Origin of the sequence: Actinomadura keratinilytica (genome assembly GCF_039539665.1) — a bacterium.
GTDB lineage: Bacteria > Actinomycetota > Actinomycetes > Streptosporangiales > Streptosporangiaceae > Spirillospora > Spirillospora keratinilytica.
The window spans coordinates 23,858-39,807 of record NZ_BAABDO010000062.1 but is presented as its reverse complement, the minus strand read 5'-3'; the positions used below and the strand labels follow the sequence as shown (position 1 = coordinate 39,807).

The window sequence follows — 15,950 nt, the reverse complement described above, 5'->3', positions numbered from 1 at the left end:
CTGCGCGGCGCGGCCGCGCTGCGCGGCCACCGCGGCGTGCCCGCCGCCGAGCTGGACCGCCTCGGCGGCGAGGTCGCCGCCGTCGGGCGGCTGGCGGCCGCGCTGGGGCCCGCCCTGGAGTCGCTGGAGATCAACCCGCTGCGGGTGTGCGGCTCGCGGATCGAGGCGCTGGACGCCCTGGTCGTCCGCCGCCGGTAGGGGCCCGGCCGCTCAGTCCCGGTTCCCGGCGAGGTGGCGTTCGATGCTCTCGACCTTGGCGTCCAGGGCGCCGGTGACGCCGGGACGCAGGTCGGCCTTGAGCACCAGGCTGACCCTGGGGGCGCGGGCGGCGACGGCGTCGGTGGCGGCCTTGACCACCGCCATCACCTCGTCCCACTCCCCCTCGACCGTGGTGAACATGGCGTCGGTGCGGTTGGGCAGGCCGCTTTCGCGCACCACGCGGACGGCCTCCGCCACCAGTTCGCCCACGTTCTCCCCGACGCCGAGCGGGGTCACCGAGAACGCGACCAGCATGACGACACCTCCCTGGACGATCTCGCGAAGCCACCGTGATCCTAGGGGCGCGTCCGGCGGGGTGCGCGCCGGTGTCTCCCCCGGGCGCGGGCCGGTGGCGTAGCGTCGGAGCCATGAGCGATGTCCTGGTCGAGCGCGACGGCCCGTTCACCACGATCACGATGAACCGGCCGCGACGCCGCAACGCGTTGTCCCGGGAGTTCCTGCTGGCGCTGACCGAGGCGTTCCGGCAGGTCGGCGGCACCGACGCCCGCGGCGTGGTGCTGGCGGCGAGCGGCCCGGTGTTCTCGGCCGGCCACGACTTCGCCGACATGGCCGGGGCGTCCCACGCCGACGTCCGCTCCCTGCTGCAGACCTGCACCGAGCTGATGCGGACGATCCAGTCGGTGCCGCAGGTGGTGGTGGCGCGGGTGCACGGCCTGGCGACGGCGGCGGGCTGCCAGCTGGTGGCGAGCTGCGACCTGGTCGTGGCGGGCGAGAGCGCGGGATTCGCGGCGCCCGGCGGCAAGGGCGGCTGGTTCTGCCACACCCCGATGGTCGCGATCGCGCGCGACATCGGCCGCAAGCGGGCCATGGAGATGGCGCTCACCGGCGACGTGATCGACGCGCGCACGGCCTGCGAGTGGGGCCTGGTCAACCGGGTCGTCCCGGACGACGAGCTGGACAAGGCGACCCTGGAGCTGCTGGAGCGGGCCACCAAGGGCAGCCCGCGCAGCAAGGCTCTGGGCAAGCAGGCCATGTACGCCCAGCTGGGCCGTCCCGAGCAGGACGCCTACGCCTACGCCGTCGAGGTGATGGCCGCCTCCAGCCAGACTCCGGAGGCGCAGGAGGGCATGCGCGCCTTCCTGGAGAAGCGGCCTCCGGAGTGGCCCGCCTAGCACCCGTCCGGTCACTGGTATCGGGGCACGAACCAGCGGGCCCGGTAGAACTGGGCGCCGCGCAGCACGCGCGTGGCCGTCCGGCGCCCCGGGCCGAAGAACTCCAGGGTGTCGGTGCACCAGGACGTGGCGCAGCCCTTCTTGGGCCGGGTCAGCAGCACCTGACCGGTCCGGGGGTGGTCGCCGACGGCCTTGACGATGCGCTTGTTGACCCGTGCGGCGAGCCGGTAGCGGGTGGTGAACGCGTCCCTGCGCTTGTCGTACTGGTAGACGCCGTGGTGGGTGGTGATCCACAGCCGGTTGCGGTCGCCGTACACGGGTGCGAGGTCGTGGCCGCTGCCCGACGGCAGCCGCCTGCGCTTGACCGCCCGCAGGGTCGGGCGGTGCGCCGTGCCGCCCACGCGCAGCGCGACCAGGTGGTCGTCGCCGAGGGCCCACAGGAGCCGCCGGGACGGGTCCCACAGCAGGCCGTGCGCGCGGGCGAGGCGGACCTGCGCGTGCGCGCGGGCGGCGCGGCCGCGCGAGGCGGCGTAGACGCGCACCCAGTGGCCGTTGGCCGCGGCCACCGCGACGTTGCCGTCGGGCAGCAGCTCGGCGGCGTGCAGGCCGCTGCTCCGGCCGGCGTCGACGGCCCACAGGCGCCTGCCGGACGGGTACTCCACGGCCCCGGCGAAGCCGGCGCCCTGCGCGGTGACCACGTAGGTCCGGCCGTGCCGGCGCCGCACCCGCACGTCGGACGCGCCGCCCCACGCGGCGGCGACGTCCCGGTATCCGCGTGCGGCGGTCGGCCTCCAGCTCCACTTCACGGCGCGTCTCCCCGACCAGGAGCGTTCGCCCGCGTCCAGCACGACGAGCCGATGCCCGGCCTGGTCGCCGCCGATCACCAGGCCCTTCGCCCACCCCCTGGGCTGGGCCGACGGCTTGGCCAGGGCGGGCCGCAGGCCGCTGGGCAGCGGGTCGGTCGGCGGGGCGGGCTCGGCGGCGGCGGGAGGCGCTCCGGCGGCCGCGGCCGCCGCGGCGACCACGGCGGCGCAGGTCCGGCGGACGGTTCGCGGACGGGTCCCGCGGCGGGCGGTGCGGCGCGGCATCAAGCCTCCCTTGAGTCACGGCTACAACAGTCGTAACGCTGCGTACCCGAACACTGCAAAGGGACGAGCGGCCGTCCGTGAAATGGAGGTAAGCGCGGGAACCGGGTCAGGGGTCGCCCTGGCGGACGAACCCGTGGCGCGCCAGAACCTCCGCCAGCCTCCGGCCGAACCCGGTCAGGACCCGGCCCGTGCCCCGGCAGGTCCGGCACGGCTGCTGCTCGGGCTCGTCGGGGCGGGTCCGCATGTGCTCGTCGATGGCCCGCTCGATGGCCAGCACGACGGTGGGCACCTCGGTCTCGGCATGCGGGGCCTGCGCGGCCTGCGACAGGTCCGCGGCGCGCTGCGCGGCCTGCGCCACGCGGACCAGCTCGCCGGCGCGCTCGTGCCAGGCGCGCCACCGCACGCTGCGCACCAGGCCCGTCCCGCCGCACTCGCCGCAGGCGCGCTCCAGCGCGTCGAGGAACCGGGCCCACTGCTCGGCGGATGCGTCCGGGGGTTCAGGCGTCGTCATGGAAGACGCGAGGCCGCCACCGATTCTCCATCGGAGCGGAATACGCGGCGCGCACCCCGGGAGGTTCACCGAGCGCCGTTCGGTAATCTGCTGCCGCGGCCGCGTCGCGCGGGCCGTTCGCCTCGCCTGTGGACACCTGGGAGGAGCGCCACCCCATGCCCTGGTCCGACTACGAGCGGCTCCGGTTCGAACGGCACGAGCACGGCGTGCTGCTCATCACGCTCGACCGTCCCGACAAGTACAACGCGGCCGACGAGCGGATGCACACCGAGATGGCCCGGGTGTGGCGGGACGTGTCCGCCGACCCGCAGACCAGGGTGGCCGTGGTGACCGGCGCGGGCCGGGCGTTCTCCGCGGGCGGCGACCTGGCCATGGTCGAGCGCATGGCCGGCGACCACGACCGGGTGTCGCACATGCTGACCGAGATGAGCGACCTGGTCTACAACATGGTCGACTGCGCCAAGCCGATCGTGTCGGCGATCAACGGGGTGGCGGTCGGCGCCGGGCTGGTCGTCGCGCTGCTGGCCGACATCTCCGTGTGCGCCGAGGACGCCCGCCTGGGCGACGGGCACGTGCGCCTCGGCGTCGCCGCCGGGGACCACGCGGCGATGATCTGGCCGCTGCTGGCGGGCATGGCCAAGGCCCGCTACCACCTGCTCACCGGCGAGATGGTCGACGGCGCGGAGGCCGAGCGCATCGGCCTGGTCAGCCGCGCGGTGCCGCGCGAGCGGGTGCTGGACGAGGCGATGCGCGTGGCGCGGACGCTGGCCACCGGGCCGCAGCAGGCGATCCGGCTGACCAGGCGCGCCCTGAACAACTGGCTCAAGGCGGCGGGGCCCGTCTTCGACCAGTCCGCCGCCTACGAGATGCTCACGTTCATGGGCCCGGACGTGCTGGAGGGGCTGGCGGCGCTGCGCGAGAAGCGCGAGCCCCGCTTCCCGTCGGCGTCCCAGGAGGGCTGAGGCGCGCGGTCTCAGCCGAGGCTGCGGAACGCGGCCGCCGCGGCGACCCCGTACGCCAGGTGCGGCACCACGTCCGACGCCCAGTCCGCCGCCGACCAGCGGCGCGGATCGGTGACGCCCAGCGCGGCCATGGGCCCGATCGACCCGGCCATGGCCAGCGCCGTCAGCACGACCGCGCCGACCGGCCACGGCAGTCGCCGGGCGAGCGGCCCGTAGGCCACGGCGGCGCCGAGCCCGGTCGCGTACCCCAGCAGCGGCCCGAGCCCGGCCTCGCGGTTGCCGGCCCGCTCGCCCTCGCCGAGGCCGACGCCGGCGCCCCGGGCCAGCCGCCGCACCGTCTCCTCCGGCGTGCCGCTGGCGGGACGGGCGCGCGCGGCCATGTCCAGGTAGGTGGCGACGTTGAGGGCGCCCGTGCCGACGGCGCCCGCGATGAGTCCCTTGGCGATCGTGCCCATCCCGGTGGGCTACCCGCCCCACCCCCGGCATCACGCCGCCGTGCCGAGAACTCCCCGCCGCCGTTACGCGGAGGAAACGGTGGCATCGCCAGGATGCCGCCATGTCCGCAAGATGCCACCTTTCGTCGCGCGGGCGGCCGTCATGGTGAGGCGCGCCAGACACGCGCGGCCGTCCCGCTTCGCGCGGGTTCTGCGCGCCGCTGCGGCCGTCCTCCTGGGGGCCGCCACGCTCGCGTCGGCGTCGGCGTCCGCGTCCCTGCCGACGGTCCGCGTCGAGGTGCCCATGACACCGCTCATCCTGTCGGCGCCGGAGACCTCCGCACCGACGCCGAGGGCTCGGACACCGTCCCGCAAACCGCGCTCCTCGTTCGGCAAGACGCAGCGAAAACGCCTGGCACAAGCCCTCGACCGCTACCTGAAGACCAGGTCGGGGAGCGTGACGGTGGCGGTGACCGACCTCGCCGCCGACCGCGCGGCCTTCGCCTACAACACCAGGCTGCGACCGGTGACGGCCAGCACCGTCAAGGTGGACATCGTCATCGCCCTGCTACTCAGGGCACAGCGCGAGCACCGCGCCCTGACCGCGACCGAGCGGGCCCTCGCCGAAAGGGCGATCAAGTACAGCGACAACGCCGCGACGACCGAGCTGTGGCACCGCATCGGCAGCGGCTCCGGCCTGGCCGCCGTCCACAAGAAGCTCGGCCTGCGGCACACGCGTCCCGGCCCCGGCGACTACTGGGGCAGCACCGTCACCAGCGCCACCGACCGGCTCCGCGTCCTGGCCGCCCTGTCGCCCGGACGCAGTCCGCTCGGCGCCCGCAACCGCAAGTACCTCCTGTCCCTGATGATGAACGTGACGCCCACGCAGGCGTGGGGGATCAGCGCCGCGGCCGGGCGCGGCGACCGCGTCGCCCTGAAGAACGGCTGGCTGCCGCGCGAGGCCGACGGGGGCCGGTGGACGATCAACAGCATCGGCCGGGTGCGCGGCGGCGGTCACGACCTGCTGATCGCCGTCCTGTCGTCCCGCAACGCCTCCATGTCCGACGGCGTCACCACGGTGCAGCACGTCGCCGAACTCGTCGCCGCCGCGCTCGAAGGCACGTCCGCGCAGGACGGCTGACCCGCGCGCCGCCTCACGCGCCAGATCGACCCTGATGTCGCCGCCGGAGTCCGGCAGCAGCACGACCGACGCCCCGTCGGTCCGCGTCCACCCGGCGGGCAGCGGGAACCAGCGCCCCCGCGAGTGCGCGAGGAGGCGCAGCCCGTCGTAGCGGAAGGCGTAGACCGACTCCTTGGCGCCGCCGAGCCCATCTGCAGCCGCTGCCGGCTGTACACGGTCGCCTACGGCTCGACCAGCAGCAACACCTCGATCTTCTGGGCCTCGGCCAGGCCGCGGCTGTGCGCCACACCCGGCCGTCGCCCAGAACGCCGCGACCAGCAGGATTCCGGCGATCAGGCCCCGCCTCAGCGCGGCGTCGGAGTCGACGACCGCCGCGCCCCGGTCGGGCAGCGCCGCGCGGATCCGCGAACTCCCCGCGGCGTAGTCGAGCGGCAGCGCCCCGGCGGCGGGGGCCACCGGCGAAAAGAGCGGCCCGGCGAGCACCTCCGCATGGCGGGACAGGCCGATCGCGCCGACGGCGAGCAGGAGGGACGCGAGGCCCGCCAGGACACCGCACGCCGCCCGCCGCCCCCTCGCAGTCGCCCCTGGAGCAGCTCGACCACGAGAATCCTCGCCCCGGGCAGCTGGTGACCAACCCCAGCCGAGCTTGGCGACGGACGAGAGTCCCTTCCTCGGCCGGTTGCCGCCCCTCCCGGGACATGAGCAACCGCTGTCCCCGTACTTGCCGGACAACAGCTGGAAGGTCGTCAACATGTTGCAATCCCTCAAGGGGTGATGAGCGGCCACCTGGACGAAATCGCCGCGCAGTTCCCAGGCGAGTTGCGATCCCTCCAGGGGTGATGAGTGGCCCGCCCGAGGTCAAGTCCCAGGTCACGCCGTCGGAACGAGCTTGTTCCGACGTCAATATCGCAGCGCAGCGGCGGGGGTGCAAGGCCGCAGGTCAGCGGTGCGCTTCGCACGGGGGCATGGGACGTCTGTTGCGATCCCTCCAGGGGTGATGAGCGACCCGAGGGTAAAGTGCCAGGTCACGCCGCCAAAGCGAGCTTGCTCCAGTTTGGATCCTGCAGCGGACCGCCGGTTGTGCAAGTCCGCAGGTCAGCGGGGTGCTTCGTGCGGGGACACGGGGCGTGCCGGAGCGGCGTGGCGTCGGGTGGCCGGGGCGTCGCTTCTTGGGGGCCGTCCCGGGCGCGTGGGCGGTGGGGTGGGACGGAGGGCGTGCGGCAGGGGTTGGGTGGGCAGGCTTCGGCCGGTGGCGGGCCTTGGTGTGGTGGGGCGGGCGGGACTCGAACCCGCGACCAAAGGATTATGAGTCCCCTGCTCTGACCGGCTGAGCTACCGCCCCCGGGGTCCTCCGTGCAGTGCCGATTACGGAGGGGCTTGCCGCGGCAATGATAGCGGCGGGGGGTCGCGGCGGGCCACCGTGAAAGGCCGGGTCCACCTTGAGGTGGGGCGTGATGTCATACCTCGTACCGAGTGACGGGGGTGGTGACCGGTCGGTAAGGTCCGCCTATGTTCAAGCGCGGAGTCATCTCTCTGGTCGTCGTGCTGGCCGCGGGGACGGCGGCCTGCTCGGGCGGGGGCGGCGGAGGCGACGAGGCCGCGAAGCAGCCGCCGCCGCAGGAGACGCTGCGGCAGGCGGCGCAGGCCATGGGCAACCTGCGGAGCGTGGCGTTCAACGTGGCGACCGAGGGGAACCCGGGCGTGCCCCTCAAGGGCGGGGACCTGCGGCTGCTGCGCGACGGGGACGCCGAGGGGACGATCAACCTGGAGCAGTCCGGGCAGGCGGTCGAGATGAAGATCGTCGCGGTGGGCGATGCGTTCTACGTCAAGGGCGTGACGGGCGGGTGGCGCAAGTTCCCCAAGCAGCTGGCCTCGGCGATGTACGACCCGTCGGCCGTGCTGGACCCGCAGCGGGGCATCGCCAAGCTGCTGACATCGGTGGCGCAGCCGCAGGCGGAGAAGACCGAGAAGGTGGACGGCAAGGACGCCTACAAGGTGCGGGGCACGCTGCCCAAGGACGTCATCGCCGGGCTGATCCCCGGGCTGAACGGCGACGTCAAGGGCCATGTGTGGGTGAGCACCGCCGACCACCGGCTGCTGAAGGTGCGCGGTGACGTCAACGACGGCGCGGTGACGGTCCGGTTCACCGAGTTCGACGCGCCGTACAAGATCAGCGCCCCGGCATGATCCGGCGCCGCATCGCGATCGGGGTCGGCGGCGCGGTGGTGCTGCTGGCCGCGCTGGACGCCTATGTCGTCACCACGATCCTGGTGACGGTCGTCGGGGACCTGGGGATCCCGATCAACCGGCTGGAGCGGGCGACGCCGGTCGTGACCGGGTTCCTGCTGGGGTACGTGGCGGGGATGCCGCTGCTGGGGCGGCTGTCGGACCGGTTCGGGCGGCGGCCGGTCATCCAGCTGTGCCTGGTGGCGTTCGCGGCGGGGTCGGCGGTCACGGCGTGCGCCGACGGCTCGCAGTGGGCCCACGGGATCGCCACGCTGACGGCCGGGCGGCTGGTGCAGGGCCTGGCGGGCGGCGCGCTGCTGCCGGTGACGATGGCCCTGGCGGCCGACCTGTGGGATGAGCGCGGGCGCCCGGTGGTGCTGGGCGCGGTGGGGTCGGCGCAGGAGCTGGGCAGCGCGGTGGGGCCGCTGTACGGGGCGGCGCTGGCGGCCGCGTTCGACTGGCGCGCGATCTTCTGGATCAACATCCCGCTGGCCGCGGCGGCGATGGTGGCGGTGCACTTCTGCGTGCCGGCCGGGCGGCCGGACGGGCGGCCGGACGGGCGGCCGGGCGTCGACGTGGTGGGCGGGGCGCTGCTGGCGGCGGGGCTGGCGCTGGTCGTGGTGGGCGTCTACAACCCCGAGCCGGACGAGTCGGCGCTGCCGCCGTGGGGGCTTGCCGTGCTCGCCGCGGGCGTCGCGGTCCTGGCGGCGTTCGTGCTGTGGGAGGTGCGGTCGCGGACCCGGCTGCTCGATCTGGAGGGGACGCGGCGCGGCCCGCTGTTCGCCACGCTCGGGGTGAGCCTGCTGTCGGGCGCCGCGCTGATGGTGACGCTGGTGGACGTGCAGCTGGTGGCGCAGACGCTGCTGGGCGAGGACACGATGGGCGGGGCGCTGATCCTGGCGCGGTTCCTGGTGGCGCTGCTGGTCGCGGCGTTCCTGGGCGGGCTGGCGGCGCGGCGGTTCGGCGAGCGGGTGCCGCTGGTGGCGGGGATGGCGGTCGCGGCCGCGGGCTACGCGCTGATCGCGATGTGGCCGGAGGGGCTGCGGGACGCGTCGTACGGCCCGCTGCCGCGCATGGACGTCGATCTGGTGGTGACCGGCACCGGCCTGGGCCTGGTGATCGCGCCGGTGTCGTCGGCGGTGCTGCGGACGGTCCCGGCGGCCCGGTACGGCATCGCGTCGGCGGCCGTGGTGGTGGCGCGGATGATGGGCATGCTGCTGGGGATCGCGGCGCTGTCGGCCTGGGGGTTCCACCGGTTCCACGCGCTGACCGCAGGTTTGCAGATGCCGCTGCCGTTCCTGATGTCGCGGCAGGAGTTCGCGCGGCGGCTCGCCGAGTACCAGGAGGCGGTGCGGGACGCGCTGCGCACCGAGTACCAGGAGATCTTCTGGATCACCGCAGTGCTGTGCCTGGCGGGCGCGGTGCTGGCGCTGGCGGTGCGGGACGGGGGCCGGGCCCCCGGCGGGGACACGCGGCCGGTGGCCGACGCGGTGCCCGAGACGCGTTCGTGAAAAGCCCGGAAAACACCGCCTCGGGGTCGTGCCGATCATGATGCGCCGGAATATCCTGAGAAATGGTGCAAGCCTCTTGCCGGGAGTGTGGTCGCCCCGGGGAGGTGACGACGATGCGCAGGTCCGGGCGCAGGTCCGGGCGCAGGTCCGGCGTGGGCCCGCTGCGGCGGCTGCGCCGGCGGCTCGGTTTGGAGCGCAACGAGCTGCGCCGGCGCGTCGACCGCGTCCAGCGCGCGATCGCGCTCGCGCTGCTGGCCCTTCTGCTGGCCACCGCTCCCCCGGTCGCCGCGTGGTGCGGCGGCCTGGCCTACGACGCGGGGCTGCGGGCCGAGCGGCGCGAGCACGCGCAGCGTCAGCAGGTGTGGGCGACGGTGGTCGCCACCGGCGGCATCGCCTCGTCCGGCGACCGGTACGTCCACGAGACGGTGCAGGCCGCCTGGCCGCGGCCCGCCGACGGCAGGACGCGCACCGGCACGCTGCCGAGCTGGAAGGGCGCCGCGATCGGCGACCGCAAGCGGATCTGGGTCGACCGCGAGGGCAAGCCGACGGTTCGGCCGCGGCCGCACAGCCGGACGGTCACCGACGCGGTCTACGCGGGCGCCGCGGCGGCGCTGGGCGTCGGCGCGCCGGTGCTGCTGGCCTACGTGGTGGTCCGCCGCCGCTGCGACCGGTACCGCGACCGGATGTGGGACGCCGCCTGGGCGCGCATGGACGCCGACGCGGGCCGCAACCGCCCCTCCTGAGCGCCCCGGCGCGGCTTTCAGACGCGGACGCGGCGGCGGGCGGCCGGGACGACCAGCGGCGTTCCGGTCTCCGGGTCGTCGATGACGCGGCAGGGCAGGCGGAACACCTCCTCGACGAGGTCGGCCGTGACCACGTCGCCGGGGGCGCCCTCGGCGACGATCCGCCCGCCGCGCATGGCGATCAGGTGGGTGGCGTAGCGGGCGGCGTGGTTGAGGTCGTGCAGGACGGCGACGACGGTGCGGCCCTCCTCGTGCAGGCGGGCGCACAGGTCCAGCACCTCGATCTGGTGGGCGATGTCGAGGTAGGTGGTGGGCTCGTCCAGCAGCAGCAGCGGGGTCTGCTGGGCCAGCACCATGGCGATCCACACGCGCTGGCGCTGCCCGCCCGACAGCTCGTCGACGGGGCGTTCGGCCAGGTCGGCCACGCCGGTGGCGGCCATGGACTCGGCGATGACCCGCTCGTCCTCCTTCGACCACTGCCGCAGGAGGCTCTGGTGCGGGTAGCGGCCGCGCGCGACCAGGTCGGCGACGGTGATGCCCTCGGGGGCGACGGACGACTGCGGCAGCAGCCCGAGGGTGCGGGCCAGGCGCTTGGCGGGCCAGTCGGCGATGCTGCGCCCGTCCAGCACGACGGTGCCGGCGGCGGGCTTGAGGATGCGCGCCAGCGCCCGCAGCAGCGTCGACTTGCCGCACGCATTCGGCCCGACGATCACGGTGAACGAGCGGTCGGGCACCGCGACGCTCAGTCCCTCGGCGATCGTGCGCCGCTCGTAGGCCAGCGTCAGGTCCGTCCCCCGCAGCCGCGCCCCGGCGTCGCGCGACGCGTCGTCTCCCGGCAGGTCAGCAGTGCTCATATCCGTCCGTTCCTGCGTTCGGTCACCAGCAGCCACACCAGGTAGCCGCCGCCCAGGAGCCCGGTCACCACGCCCACGGGCAGCTGGTGGCCGGGGAAGGTGCGCTGTCCGGCGAAGTCGGCGGCCACCAGCAGCGCCGCGCCCATGCACAGCGACGGCAGCAGGTTGGGGCCGGGGGTGCGGGTCAGGCGCCGCGCCAGCTGCGGCGCGGTGAGCGCGACGAACGACACCGGCCCGGCCGCGGCGGCGGCGAACGCGGCCAGCAGCACCGCCGCGGCCAGCAGCAGCGCCCGGACGCGGTGGACCGGCACGCCGAGGCCGTGCGCAGCGTCGTCGCCGAGTTCCAGCATGCGCATCTGCCGGCCGCAGCCGACCAGCACCGCCGGCACCAGCACCGCCAGCGCGACCAGTAGCGGCGCGGTGTCGGCCCAGTCGCGGCCGTCGAGGCTGCCGGTCAGCCACAGCACGGCCCGGGCGGCCTCGGTGATCTGCGCCCGGGTGAGCAGGTAGCCGTTGACGCCGGTGAGCATGGCGGCCACGCCGATGCCGACGAGCACCAGCCGCTGGCCGTGGGCGCCGTGCCGTCCGGCCAGCAGGTAGATGGCCGCGCCGGTGGCCACGCCGCCGGCGACCGCCCCGGTCGCCACCGCGACGCTGGACCCGCTGGCCACCGCGATCATGAGGAGCACGCCGGCGGACGCGCCCTGGGTGAAGCCGAGGATGTCGGGGCTGCCCAGCGGGTTGCGCACCAGCGACTGGAAGATGGCGCCGGCCAGGCCGAGGGCGGCGCCGACGGCCAGCGCGGCCGCGGCGCGCGGCAGGCGCAGCTCGCGGACGATGAACGTCTGGGCGGGGTCGCCGCCGCCGAGCAGGGTGCGCACCACCTCGCCCGGGGCCATGGGGTAGTCGCCGCTGCCGATGGCCAGCACGGCCACCGCGAGCGCGGCCAGCAGGCAGGCCGCCGCGACGACGAGCGCGCGGATCCGGAACCGCAGCGACAGCCCGCCGGCCGCGCCGGTCCGGACGACGCCGTACCACCCGGCGCTCACGAGTTCACCGCCCGGCGGCGGCGGATGAAGTGCAGGAACACCGGTCCTCCCAGCACGGCGGTGACGATGCCGACCTGGACCTCCGAGGGCCGCGCCAGGACGCGTCCGAGGATGTCGGCGCCGAGCATGATGGCGGGCGACAGCACGGCGCAGTACGGCAGCAGCCAGCGCAGGTCGGGGCCGGTCAGGGCGCGCACCAGGTGCGGCACCATGAGCCCGACGAACACGATCGGCCCGCACGCCGCCGTGGCCGCCCCGCACAGCAGGGTCACGGTGACGATCCCCACGGCGCGGGTGCGTCCCGGGGAGGTGCCCAGTGCGCGCGCCGCGTCGTCGCCCATGCTGAGGGCGTTCAGGGGGCGCGCCAGCGCGAGCGCCAGCAGCAGACCGGCGGCGATGAACGGCGCGACGCGCACGACGGTGGCGGACTGCGCCGCGGCCAGCGACCCGACCGTCCAGAACCGCATGCGGTCGAGCGAGGCGGTGTCGAGCAGCTGCACGGCGTTGACGTAGGAGTAGAGCGCCGCGTTGAGGGCGGACCCGGCGAGGGCGAGCCGGGCGGGGGTGGCGTTGCGCCCGCCGCCCACCGCGTACAGCACGACGGCCACCGCGCCGGCCCCGGCCAGGGCGAACCACACGAAGCCCAGGAACGACACGATGCCGAGGAAGGAGATGGCCGACACCACCGCGGCGGCCGCGCCCGCGCTGATGCCGAGCAGGCCGGGGTCGGCGATCGGGTTGCGGGTGAGCGACTGCATGACGGCCCCGGCCAGGCCCAGCGCCATGCCCACCAGCAGTCCGAGCAGCGTGCGCGGCAGCCGCATCTGGTGGACGACCGGGTAGCCGGACGACGCCTCGTCGACGAGCCCCTGCCACACTTCGCCGGGCGACAGCGGTTTGGCCCCGACGGCCAGGCTCAGCAGCACGATGACGAGCAGTGCGCCCGCGGCCGCCGCCAGCCCGGTGGCGCGCGTGATGCGCCGCGCCCCGGCGGGCGCCCGCGTCTCGGGGACGGGCGGGGAGGTGGTCAGGGACAACTTCGCTGCTCCGGCGGGGTGGGGGACGGCGCCCGGTTCTGGACAGGATATTAGGTTAGGTTAACCTAAGCCACAATTCGGACATCAGTCCCCCCAGTTACGGAAAGAACGATGCACCATGTCTGACACCGTCCGTCGTCACCTGCTCACCCGTCGCACCGTGCTCGGCGCGGGCGGCGCGGCCGCCCTCGGCGCGCTGCTGGCCGCCTGCGGGGGCGGCGACTCCTCGGAGGGCGGCTCCACTGCGGACTCGGGCGGCTGGACGTTCACCGACGACCGCGGCACCAAGGTCTCGCTGAAGTCCCGGCCGCAGCGGGTGGTCGCCTACATCGGCTCGGCCGCCGCCCTGTACGACTTCGGCGTCACCACCGACCAGATCGTCGGCGTGTACGGGCCGACCAAGCTCAAGGACGGCAGCCCGGACCCGCAGGCCGGCCGGGTCCCGGTGGACAAGGTGACGATCATCGGCAACGCCTACGGCGAGTTCAACCTGGAGAAGTACGCCTCGCTGCGGCCCGAGCTGCTGATCGACAACATGTTCGTGCCCGGCCAGCTGTTCTACGTGCCCGCCGAGAGCAAGGACAAGATCTTCGCGCTGGCGCCCAGCATCGGCGTGTCCACCGGCTCGGCGCCGCTGCCCAAGCCGATCGAGCGGTTCCGCCAGCTGGCCGCCGCGCTCGGCGCGGACACCAACAGTTCGCAGGTCACCCAGGCCAAGGCCCGGTTCGACAAGGCGGCGCAGGCGGTGCGCGACGCGGTCGCGGCCAACAAGGGCATCAAGGTGCTGGCCGCCTCCGCCAGCCCCGACCTGTTCTACGCCTCCAACCCCGGCAAGAACAGCGACCTGATGTACTACCGCGAGCTCGGCGTGGACGTCATCGTCCCCGAGAAGCTCGACAAGGACGGCTACTTCGAGAGCCTGAGCTGGGAGAACGCCGACAAGTACCAGGCCGACGTGATCATTCTGGACAGCCGCACCCAGGCCCTGCAGCCCAAGGACCTCGGGGACAAGCCCTCCTGGAAGGACCTGCCCGCGGTCAAGGCGAACCAGGTGATCGGCTGGCAGCCCGAGCCGGTCTTCTCCTACACCGGCTGCGCGCCGCTCCTGGAGCAGCTCGCGCAGACCCTCAAGAACGCCAAGAAGATCATCTGACCGCGTCCGCGACCCCGGCCCGCCGTGCCAGCTCGGCGAAGCGCAGGGCGTTGCGCACGGCCGCCCCGCCGGGGTCGTTGTTGAAGTAGACGAAGACGTCGGCGCCCGGCTCCCAGGCGCCGGCGGCGCGGCGGATCCAGGACGTCAGGGCCCGGTCGCCGTATGCGGGCCACGGCGCGGCCGCCCCCTCGTGCAGCCGCACGTATCCCCAGCCCGCCGTGCGCCACAGCGGAGTGACCGGGCGGCCGAGGACGTCCGCCCAGCACAGGGCCGCGCCGTGCCGTTCCAGCACGGCGCGGATCGCACCGGTCCACCAGCTCGGGTGCCGCGGCTCGACCGCGACGCGCACCCCGGCCGGGAAGCGGGCCAGGCACGCGGCGAGCAGGCCGGCGTCGGCGTGCAGGGTCGGGGGGAGCTGCAGCAGGACCGGGCCGAGCTTGCCGCCGAGCCCCTGCGCCGCCGCCATGAGGCGGGCGACGGGCTCGGCGGGTTCCCGCAGCCGTTTGACGTGGGTGAGGAACCGGCTGGCCTTGACGGCCATGACGAACCCGCCGGGCGTGCGGGCGGCCCAGTTCTCGAACGTCTCGCGTTTGGGCAGCCGGTAGAACGCGGCGTTGCTCTCCACCGTGTCGAAGCATTCGGCGTACCGCTCCAGCCACAGCCGCTGCGGCAGGCCCGGCGGGTACAGCACGCCGCGCCAGTGCGGGTACTGCCAGCCCGAGCAGCCCACCAGCATCGCCATCGCGCTCACCCCCGCTTCCGGTGCGCCGGCCCATCGCTCAGCCCATGCGCACCACGAGCCGGCCGCCGTCCTCGGCGACCGGGGTGCCGAACTCGCGGCACGCCTCGGTGAACCGGCCGCCGATCCACCCGCGGTCGGCGCCGGCGGCCAGCCGCGTGTGCGCGAAGTCCAGCCGCAGCGGCACCGCCTCCAGCCGCACGGGCGTCAGCGGCGCCGGCCCGCCGACCCGGTCCAGCGTCACCAGGAACAGCAGTCCCAGGTCGTTGCGCAGCAGCCGGTCGGCCACGTAGTCGTCGATGAAGTCGCCGAGGTCGAACAGCACCCGGTCCGCGACGCCCTGGAAGACGTGCGCGGACGTCCCGGCGACCAGGGCGGCGCCCGCCGCGGCCAGCGCGCCGGCGGCGCGCCGCACGTACCGCAGCGGCTCGGGCGCCATGTTCGGCCCCCAGTGCGGCATCACCAGCACCGCGTCGGCCTGCTCGCGCAGCGCGCGGACCGCGTCGAGCAGCCATCGGGGCGTCCCGGCGGCCAGGTCGGCGTACGCCACGCCGGGCCGGTGCGGGCCCGCGGCGAAGTCGGCCGGGTGGTCGGTCACGCCGACGACGGCGATCCGCGCGTCCCGGGCCCGCAGGAACACCGGGGCGCGGGCGTGCGCCTCGTCCTCGCCGGCCCCGACCGCGGCGATGCCGGCCGCGGCCAGGTGCTCGCGGGTGTCGGCGAGCGCGTCGGCGCCGTAGTCCAGCGCGTGGTTGTTGGCGAGGTTGACGCAGCGGACGCCGAGACCGGCCAGCGCCTCCACGGCGGCCGGGGGCGCGCGGAAGTGGAACGCCTTGCCGGGCGCGGGCCACGGCCGGCCGCGCGCCGACACGCAGCACTCCAGGTTCAGCACCGCCAGGTCCGCCTCGGCGAACGCCTCGCGCACCCCGTCCGAGAACAGCGCGTGCGGCCCGGTCTCGGCGAGCTGCTCCGCGACGCCGCGGCCGAGCATGGTGTCCCCGGCCAGCGCCACCGTGACCGCCATGCCGGTCCCCTACCCGCGGGTGCCGGGCCAATCGCCCGGATTCCCCCCGCGCATGGGCCCGGCCCCGTCCTTGGGGGCGGTAAGGAC

Annotated in this window: 17 protein-coding genes and 1 tRNA gene; 8 read left to right on the top strand and 10 right to left on the bottom strand. The window is 74.8% G+C overall.

Annotated elements, in window-relative coordinates:
- Positions 1 to 198: acetate--CoA ligase family protein (locus ABD879_RS19635; protein ID WP_345022939.1), on the top strand; the 198-nt coding region annotated here is incomplete at its 5' end.
- 12 nt (positions 199 to 210) lie between these two features.
- Here the strand turns inward: ABD879_RS19635 and ABD879_RS19630 are convergent.
- Positions 211 to 513, bottom strand: a complete 303-nt coding sequence (locus ABD879_RS19630) for an MTH1187 family thiamine-binding protein (RefSeq protein ID WP_345022938.1) — start codon at positions 511 to 513, stop codon at positions 211 to 213.
- Between the two features lie 113 nt (positions 514 to 626).
- Here ABD879_RS19630 and ABD879_RS19625 point away from each other — a divergent pair, with 113 nt between their 5' ends.
- Positions 627 to 1,391 (top strand): enoyl-CoA hydratase-related protein, encoded by a 765-nt coding sequence (locus ABD879_RS19625; protein WP_345022937.1) that lies wholly within the window; start codon positions 627 to 629, stop codon positions 1,389 to 1,391.
- 11 nt (positions 1,392 to 1,402) lie between these two features.
- On the opposite strand, the gene ABD879_RS19620 is transcribed toward ABD879_RS19625, so the two are convergent.
- Together ABD879_RS19620 and ABD879_RS19615 are read right to left on the bottom strand one after the other, a co-directional pair.
- Positions 1,403 to 2,479, bottom strand: coding sequence for a DUF6528 family protein (locus tag ABD879_RS19620; protein ID WP_345022936.1), 1,077 nt, complete (start codon positions 2,477 to 2,479; stop codon positions 1,403 to 1,405).
- Between the two features lie 106 nt (positions 2,480 to 2,585).
- Entirely contained in the window at positions 2,586 to 2,990 is a 405-nt protein-coding gene (locus ABD879_RS19615) for a hypothetical protein (RefSeq protein WP_345022935.1), read from the bottom strand.
- Between the two features lie 155 nt (positions 2,991 to 3,145).
- Between ABD879_RS19615 and ABD879_RS19610 the strand changes: the two genes are divergently transcribed.
- Complete coding sequence (locus ABD879_RS19610) at positions 3,146 to 3,952, top strand: enoyl-CoA hydratase/isomerase family protein (protein WP_345022934.1); 807 nt, start codon at positions 3,146 to 3,148, stop codon at positions 3,950 to 3,952.
- An 11-nt stretch (positions 3,953 to 3,963) separates the two neighbouring features.
- Here the strand turns inward: ABD879_RS19610 and ABD879_RS19605 are convergent, their stop codons facing one another.
- Entirely contained in the window at positions 3,964 to 4,407 is a 444-nt protein-coding gene (locus ABD879_RS19605) for a hypothetical protein (RefSeq protein ID WP_345022933.1), read from the bottom strand.
- Positions 4,408 to 4,690: 283 nt separating this feature from the next.
- Between ABD879_RS19605 and ABD879_RS19600 the strand changes: the two genes are divergently transcribed.
- Positions 4,691 to 5,527 carry a serine hydrolase gene (locus ABD879_RS19600; RefSeq protein ID WP_345022932.1) on the top strand — a complete coding sequence of 279 codons (837 nt, stop codon included), beginning with the start codon at positions 4,691 to 4,693 and terminating at the stop codon, positions 5,525 to 5,527.
- A 1,265-nt stretch (positions 5,528 to 6,792) separates the two neighbouring features.
- Here the strand turns inward: ABD879_RS19600 and ABD879_RS19595 are convergent.
- Positions 6,793 to 6,869: transfer RNA gene (locus tag ABD879_RS19595), tRNA-Ile, on the bottom strand.
- A gap of 167 nt (positions 6,870 to 7,036) precedes the next feature.
- On the opposite strand from ABD879_RS19595, the gene ABD879_RS19590 reads away from it, so the two are divergent.
- The 3 genes from ABD879_RS19590 to ABD879_RS19580 all read left to right on the top strand — a co-directional run bounded on the left by ABD879_RS19590 (position 7,037) and on the right by ABD879_RS19580 (position 10,007).
- The gene (locus ABD879_RS19590; RefSeq protein ID WP_345022931.1) at positions 7,037 to 7,714 is read left to right on the top strand and encodes an LppX_LprAFG lipoprotein; all 678 of its coding nucleotides are present in this window, start codon (positions 7,037 to 7,039) and stop codon (positions 7,712 to 7,714) included.
- The gene (locus ABD879_RS19585; protein ID WP_345022930.1) at positions 7,711 to 9,264 is read left to right on the top strand and encodes an MFS transporter; all 1,554 of its coding nucleotides are present in this window, start codon (positions 7,711 to 7,713) and stop codon (positions 9,262 to 9,264) included. The genes ABD879_RS19590 and ABD879_RS19585 overlap by 4 nt, the downstream gene beginning before the upstream one ends.
- Positions 9,265 to 9,377: 113 nt before the next feature.
- On the top strand, positions 9,378 to 10,007 hold the full coding sequence (locus ABD879_RS19580) for an Rv1733c family protein (RefSeq protein WP_345022929.1): 630 nt from the start codon (positions 9,378 to 9,380) through the stop codon (positions 10,005 to 10,007).
- Positions 10,008 to 10,024: 17 nt separating this feature from the next.
- On the opposite strand, the gene ABD879_RS19575 is transcribed toward ABD879_RS19580, so the two are convergent.
- Genes ABD879_RS19575 through ABD879_RS19565 form a run of 3 tightly spaced genes read right to left on the bottom strand, consistent with a single transcriptional unit; the run spans position 10,025 to position 12,947 of the window.
- Complete coding sequence (locus tag ABD879_RS19575) at positions 10,025 to 10,861, bottom strand: ABC transporter ATP-binding protein (protein WP_345022928.1); 837 nt, start codon at positions 10,859 to 10,861, stop codon at positions 10,025 to 10,027.
- Complete coding sequence (locus tag ABD879_RS19570) at positions 10,858 to 11,910, bottom strand: FecCD family ABC transporter permease (protein ID WP_345022927.1); 1,053 nt, start codon at positions 11,908 to 11,910, stop codon at positions 10,858 to 10,860. Before ABD879_RS19570 ends, ABD879_RS19575 begins: the two co-directional genes overlap by 4 nt.
- Positions 11,907 to 12,947 (bottom strand): FecCD family ABC transporter permease, encoded by a 1,041-nt coding sequence (locus ABD879_RS19565; protein ID WP_345022926.1) that lies wholly within the window; start codon positions 12,945 to 12,947, stop codon positions 11,907 to 11,909. The genes ABD879_RS19570 and ABD879_RS19565 overlap by 4 nt, the downstream gene beginning before the upstream one ends.
- Positions 12,948 to 13,065: 118 nt before the next feature.
- On the opposite strand from ABD879_RS19565, the gene ABD879_RS19560 reads away from it, so the two are divergent.
- The gene (locus tag ABD879_RS19560; RefSeq protein WP_345022925.1) at positions 13,066 to 14,100 is read left to right on the top strand and encodes an ABC transporter substrate-binding protein; all 1,035 of its coding nucleotides are present in this window, start codon (positions 13,066 to 13,068) and stop codon (positions 14,098 to 14,100) included.
- Here ABD879_RS19560 and ABD879_RS19555 read toward each other — a convergent pair.
- Together ABD879_RS19555 and ABD879_RS19550 are read right to left on the bottom strand one after the other, a co-directional pair.
- Complete coding sequence (locus ABD879_RS19555) at positions 14,093 to 14,842, bottom strand: DUF72 domain-containing protein (protein ID WP_345022924.1); 750 nt, start codon at positions 14,840 to 14,842, stop codon at positions 14,093 to 14,095. The two genes, ABD879_RS19560 and ABD879_RS19555, sit on opposite strands and share 8 nt — an antisense overlap.
- A 37-nt stretch (positions 14,843 to 14,879) precedes the next feature.
- The gene (locus tag ABD879_RS19550) at positions 14,880 to 15,863 is read right to left on the bottom strand and encodes a CapA family protein (RefSeq protein ID WP_345022923.1); all 984 of its coding nucleotides are present in this window, start codon (positions 15,861 to 15,863) and stop codon (positions 14,880 to 14,882) included.
- Positions 15,864 to 15,950 lie beyond the last annotated feature (87 nt).

Coding starts and splice junctions, on each gene's coding strand:
- ABD879_RS19600 (WP_345022932.1), top strand. CDS start 4,691: ATGACACCGCTCATCCTGTCGGCGCCGGAGACCTCCGCACCGACGCCG.
- ABD879_RS19620 (WP_345022936.1), bottom strand. CDS start 2,479: ATGCCGCGCCGCACCGCCCGCCGCGGGACCCGTCCGCGAACCGTCCGC.
- ABD879_RS19610 (WP_345022934.1), top strand. CDS start 3,146: ATGCCCTGGTCCGACTACGAGCGGCTCCGGTTCGAACGGCACGAGCAC.
- ABD879_RS19590 (WP_345022931.1), top strand. CDS start 7,037: ATGTTCAAGCGCGGAGTCATCTCTCTGGTCGTCGTGCTGGCCGCGGGG.
- ABD879_RS19580 (WP_345022929.1), top strand. CDS start 9,378: ATGCGCAGGTCCGGGCGCAGGTCCGGGCGCAGGTCCGGCGTGGGCCCG.
- ABD879_RS19575 (WP_345022928.1), bottom strand. CDS start 10,861: ATGAGCACTGCTGACCTGCCGGGAGACGACGCGTCGCGCGACGCCGGG.
- ABD879_RS19630 (WP_345022938.1), bottom strand. CDS start 513: ATGCTGGTCGCGTTCTCGGTGACCCCGCTCGGCGTCGGGGAGAACGTG.
- ABD879_RS19615 (WP_345022935.1), bottom strand. CDS start 2,990: ATGACGACGCCTGAACCCCCGGACGCATCCGCCGAGCAGTGGGCCCGG.
- ABD879_RS19560 (WP_345022925.1), top strand. CDS start 13,066: ATGTCTGACACCGTCCGTCGTCACCTGCTCACCCGTCGCACCGTGCTC.
- ABD879_RS19625 (WP_345022937.1), top strand. CDS start 627: ATGAGCGATGTCCTGGTCGAGCGCGACGGCCCGTTCACCACGATCACG.
- ABD879_RS19605 (WP_345022933.1), bottom strand. CDS start 4,407: ATGGGCACGATCGCCAAGGGACTCATCGCGGGCGCCGTCGGCACGGGC.
- ABD879_RS19550 (WP_345022923.1), bottom strand. CDS start 15,863: ATGGCGGTCACGGTGGCGCTGGCCGGGGACACCATGCTCGGCCGCGGC.
- ABD879_RS19555 (WP_345022924.1), bottom strand. CDS start 14,842: ATGGCGATGCTGGTGGGCTGCTCGGGCTGGCAGTACCCGCACTGGCGC.
- ABD879_RS19585 (WP_345022930.1), top strand. CDS start 7,711: ATGATCCGGCGCCGCATCGCGATCGGGGTCGGCGGCGCGGTGGTGCTG.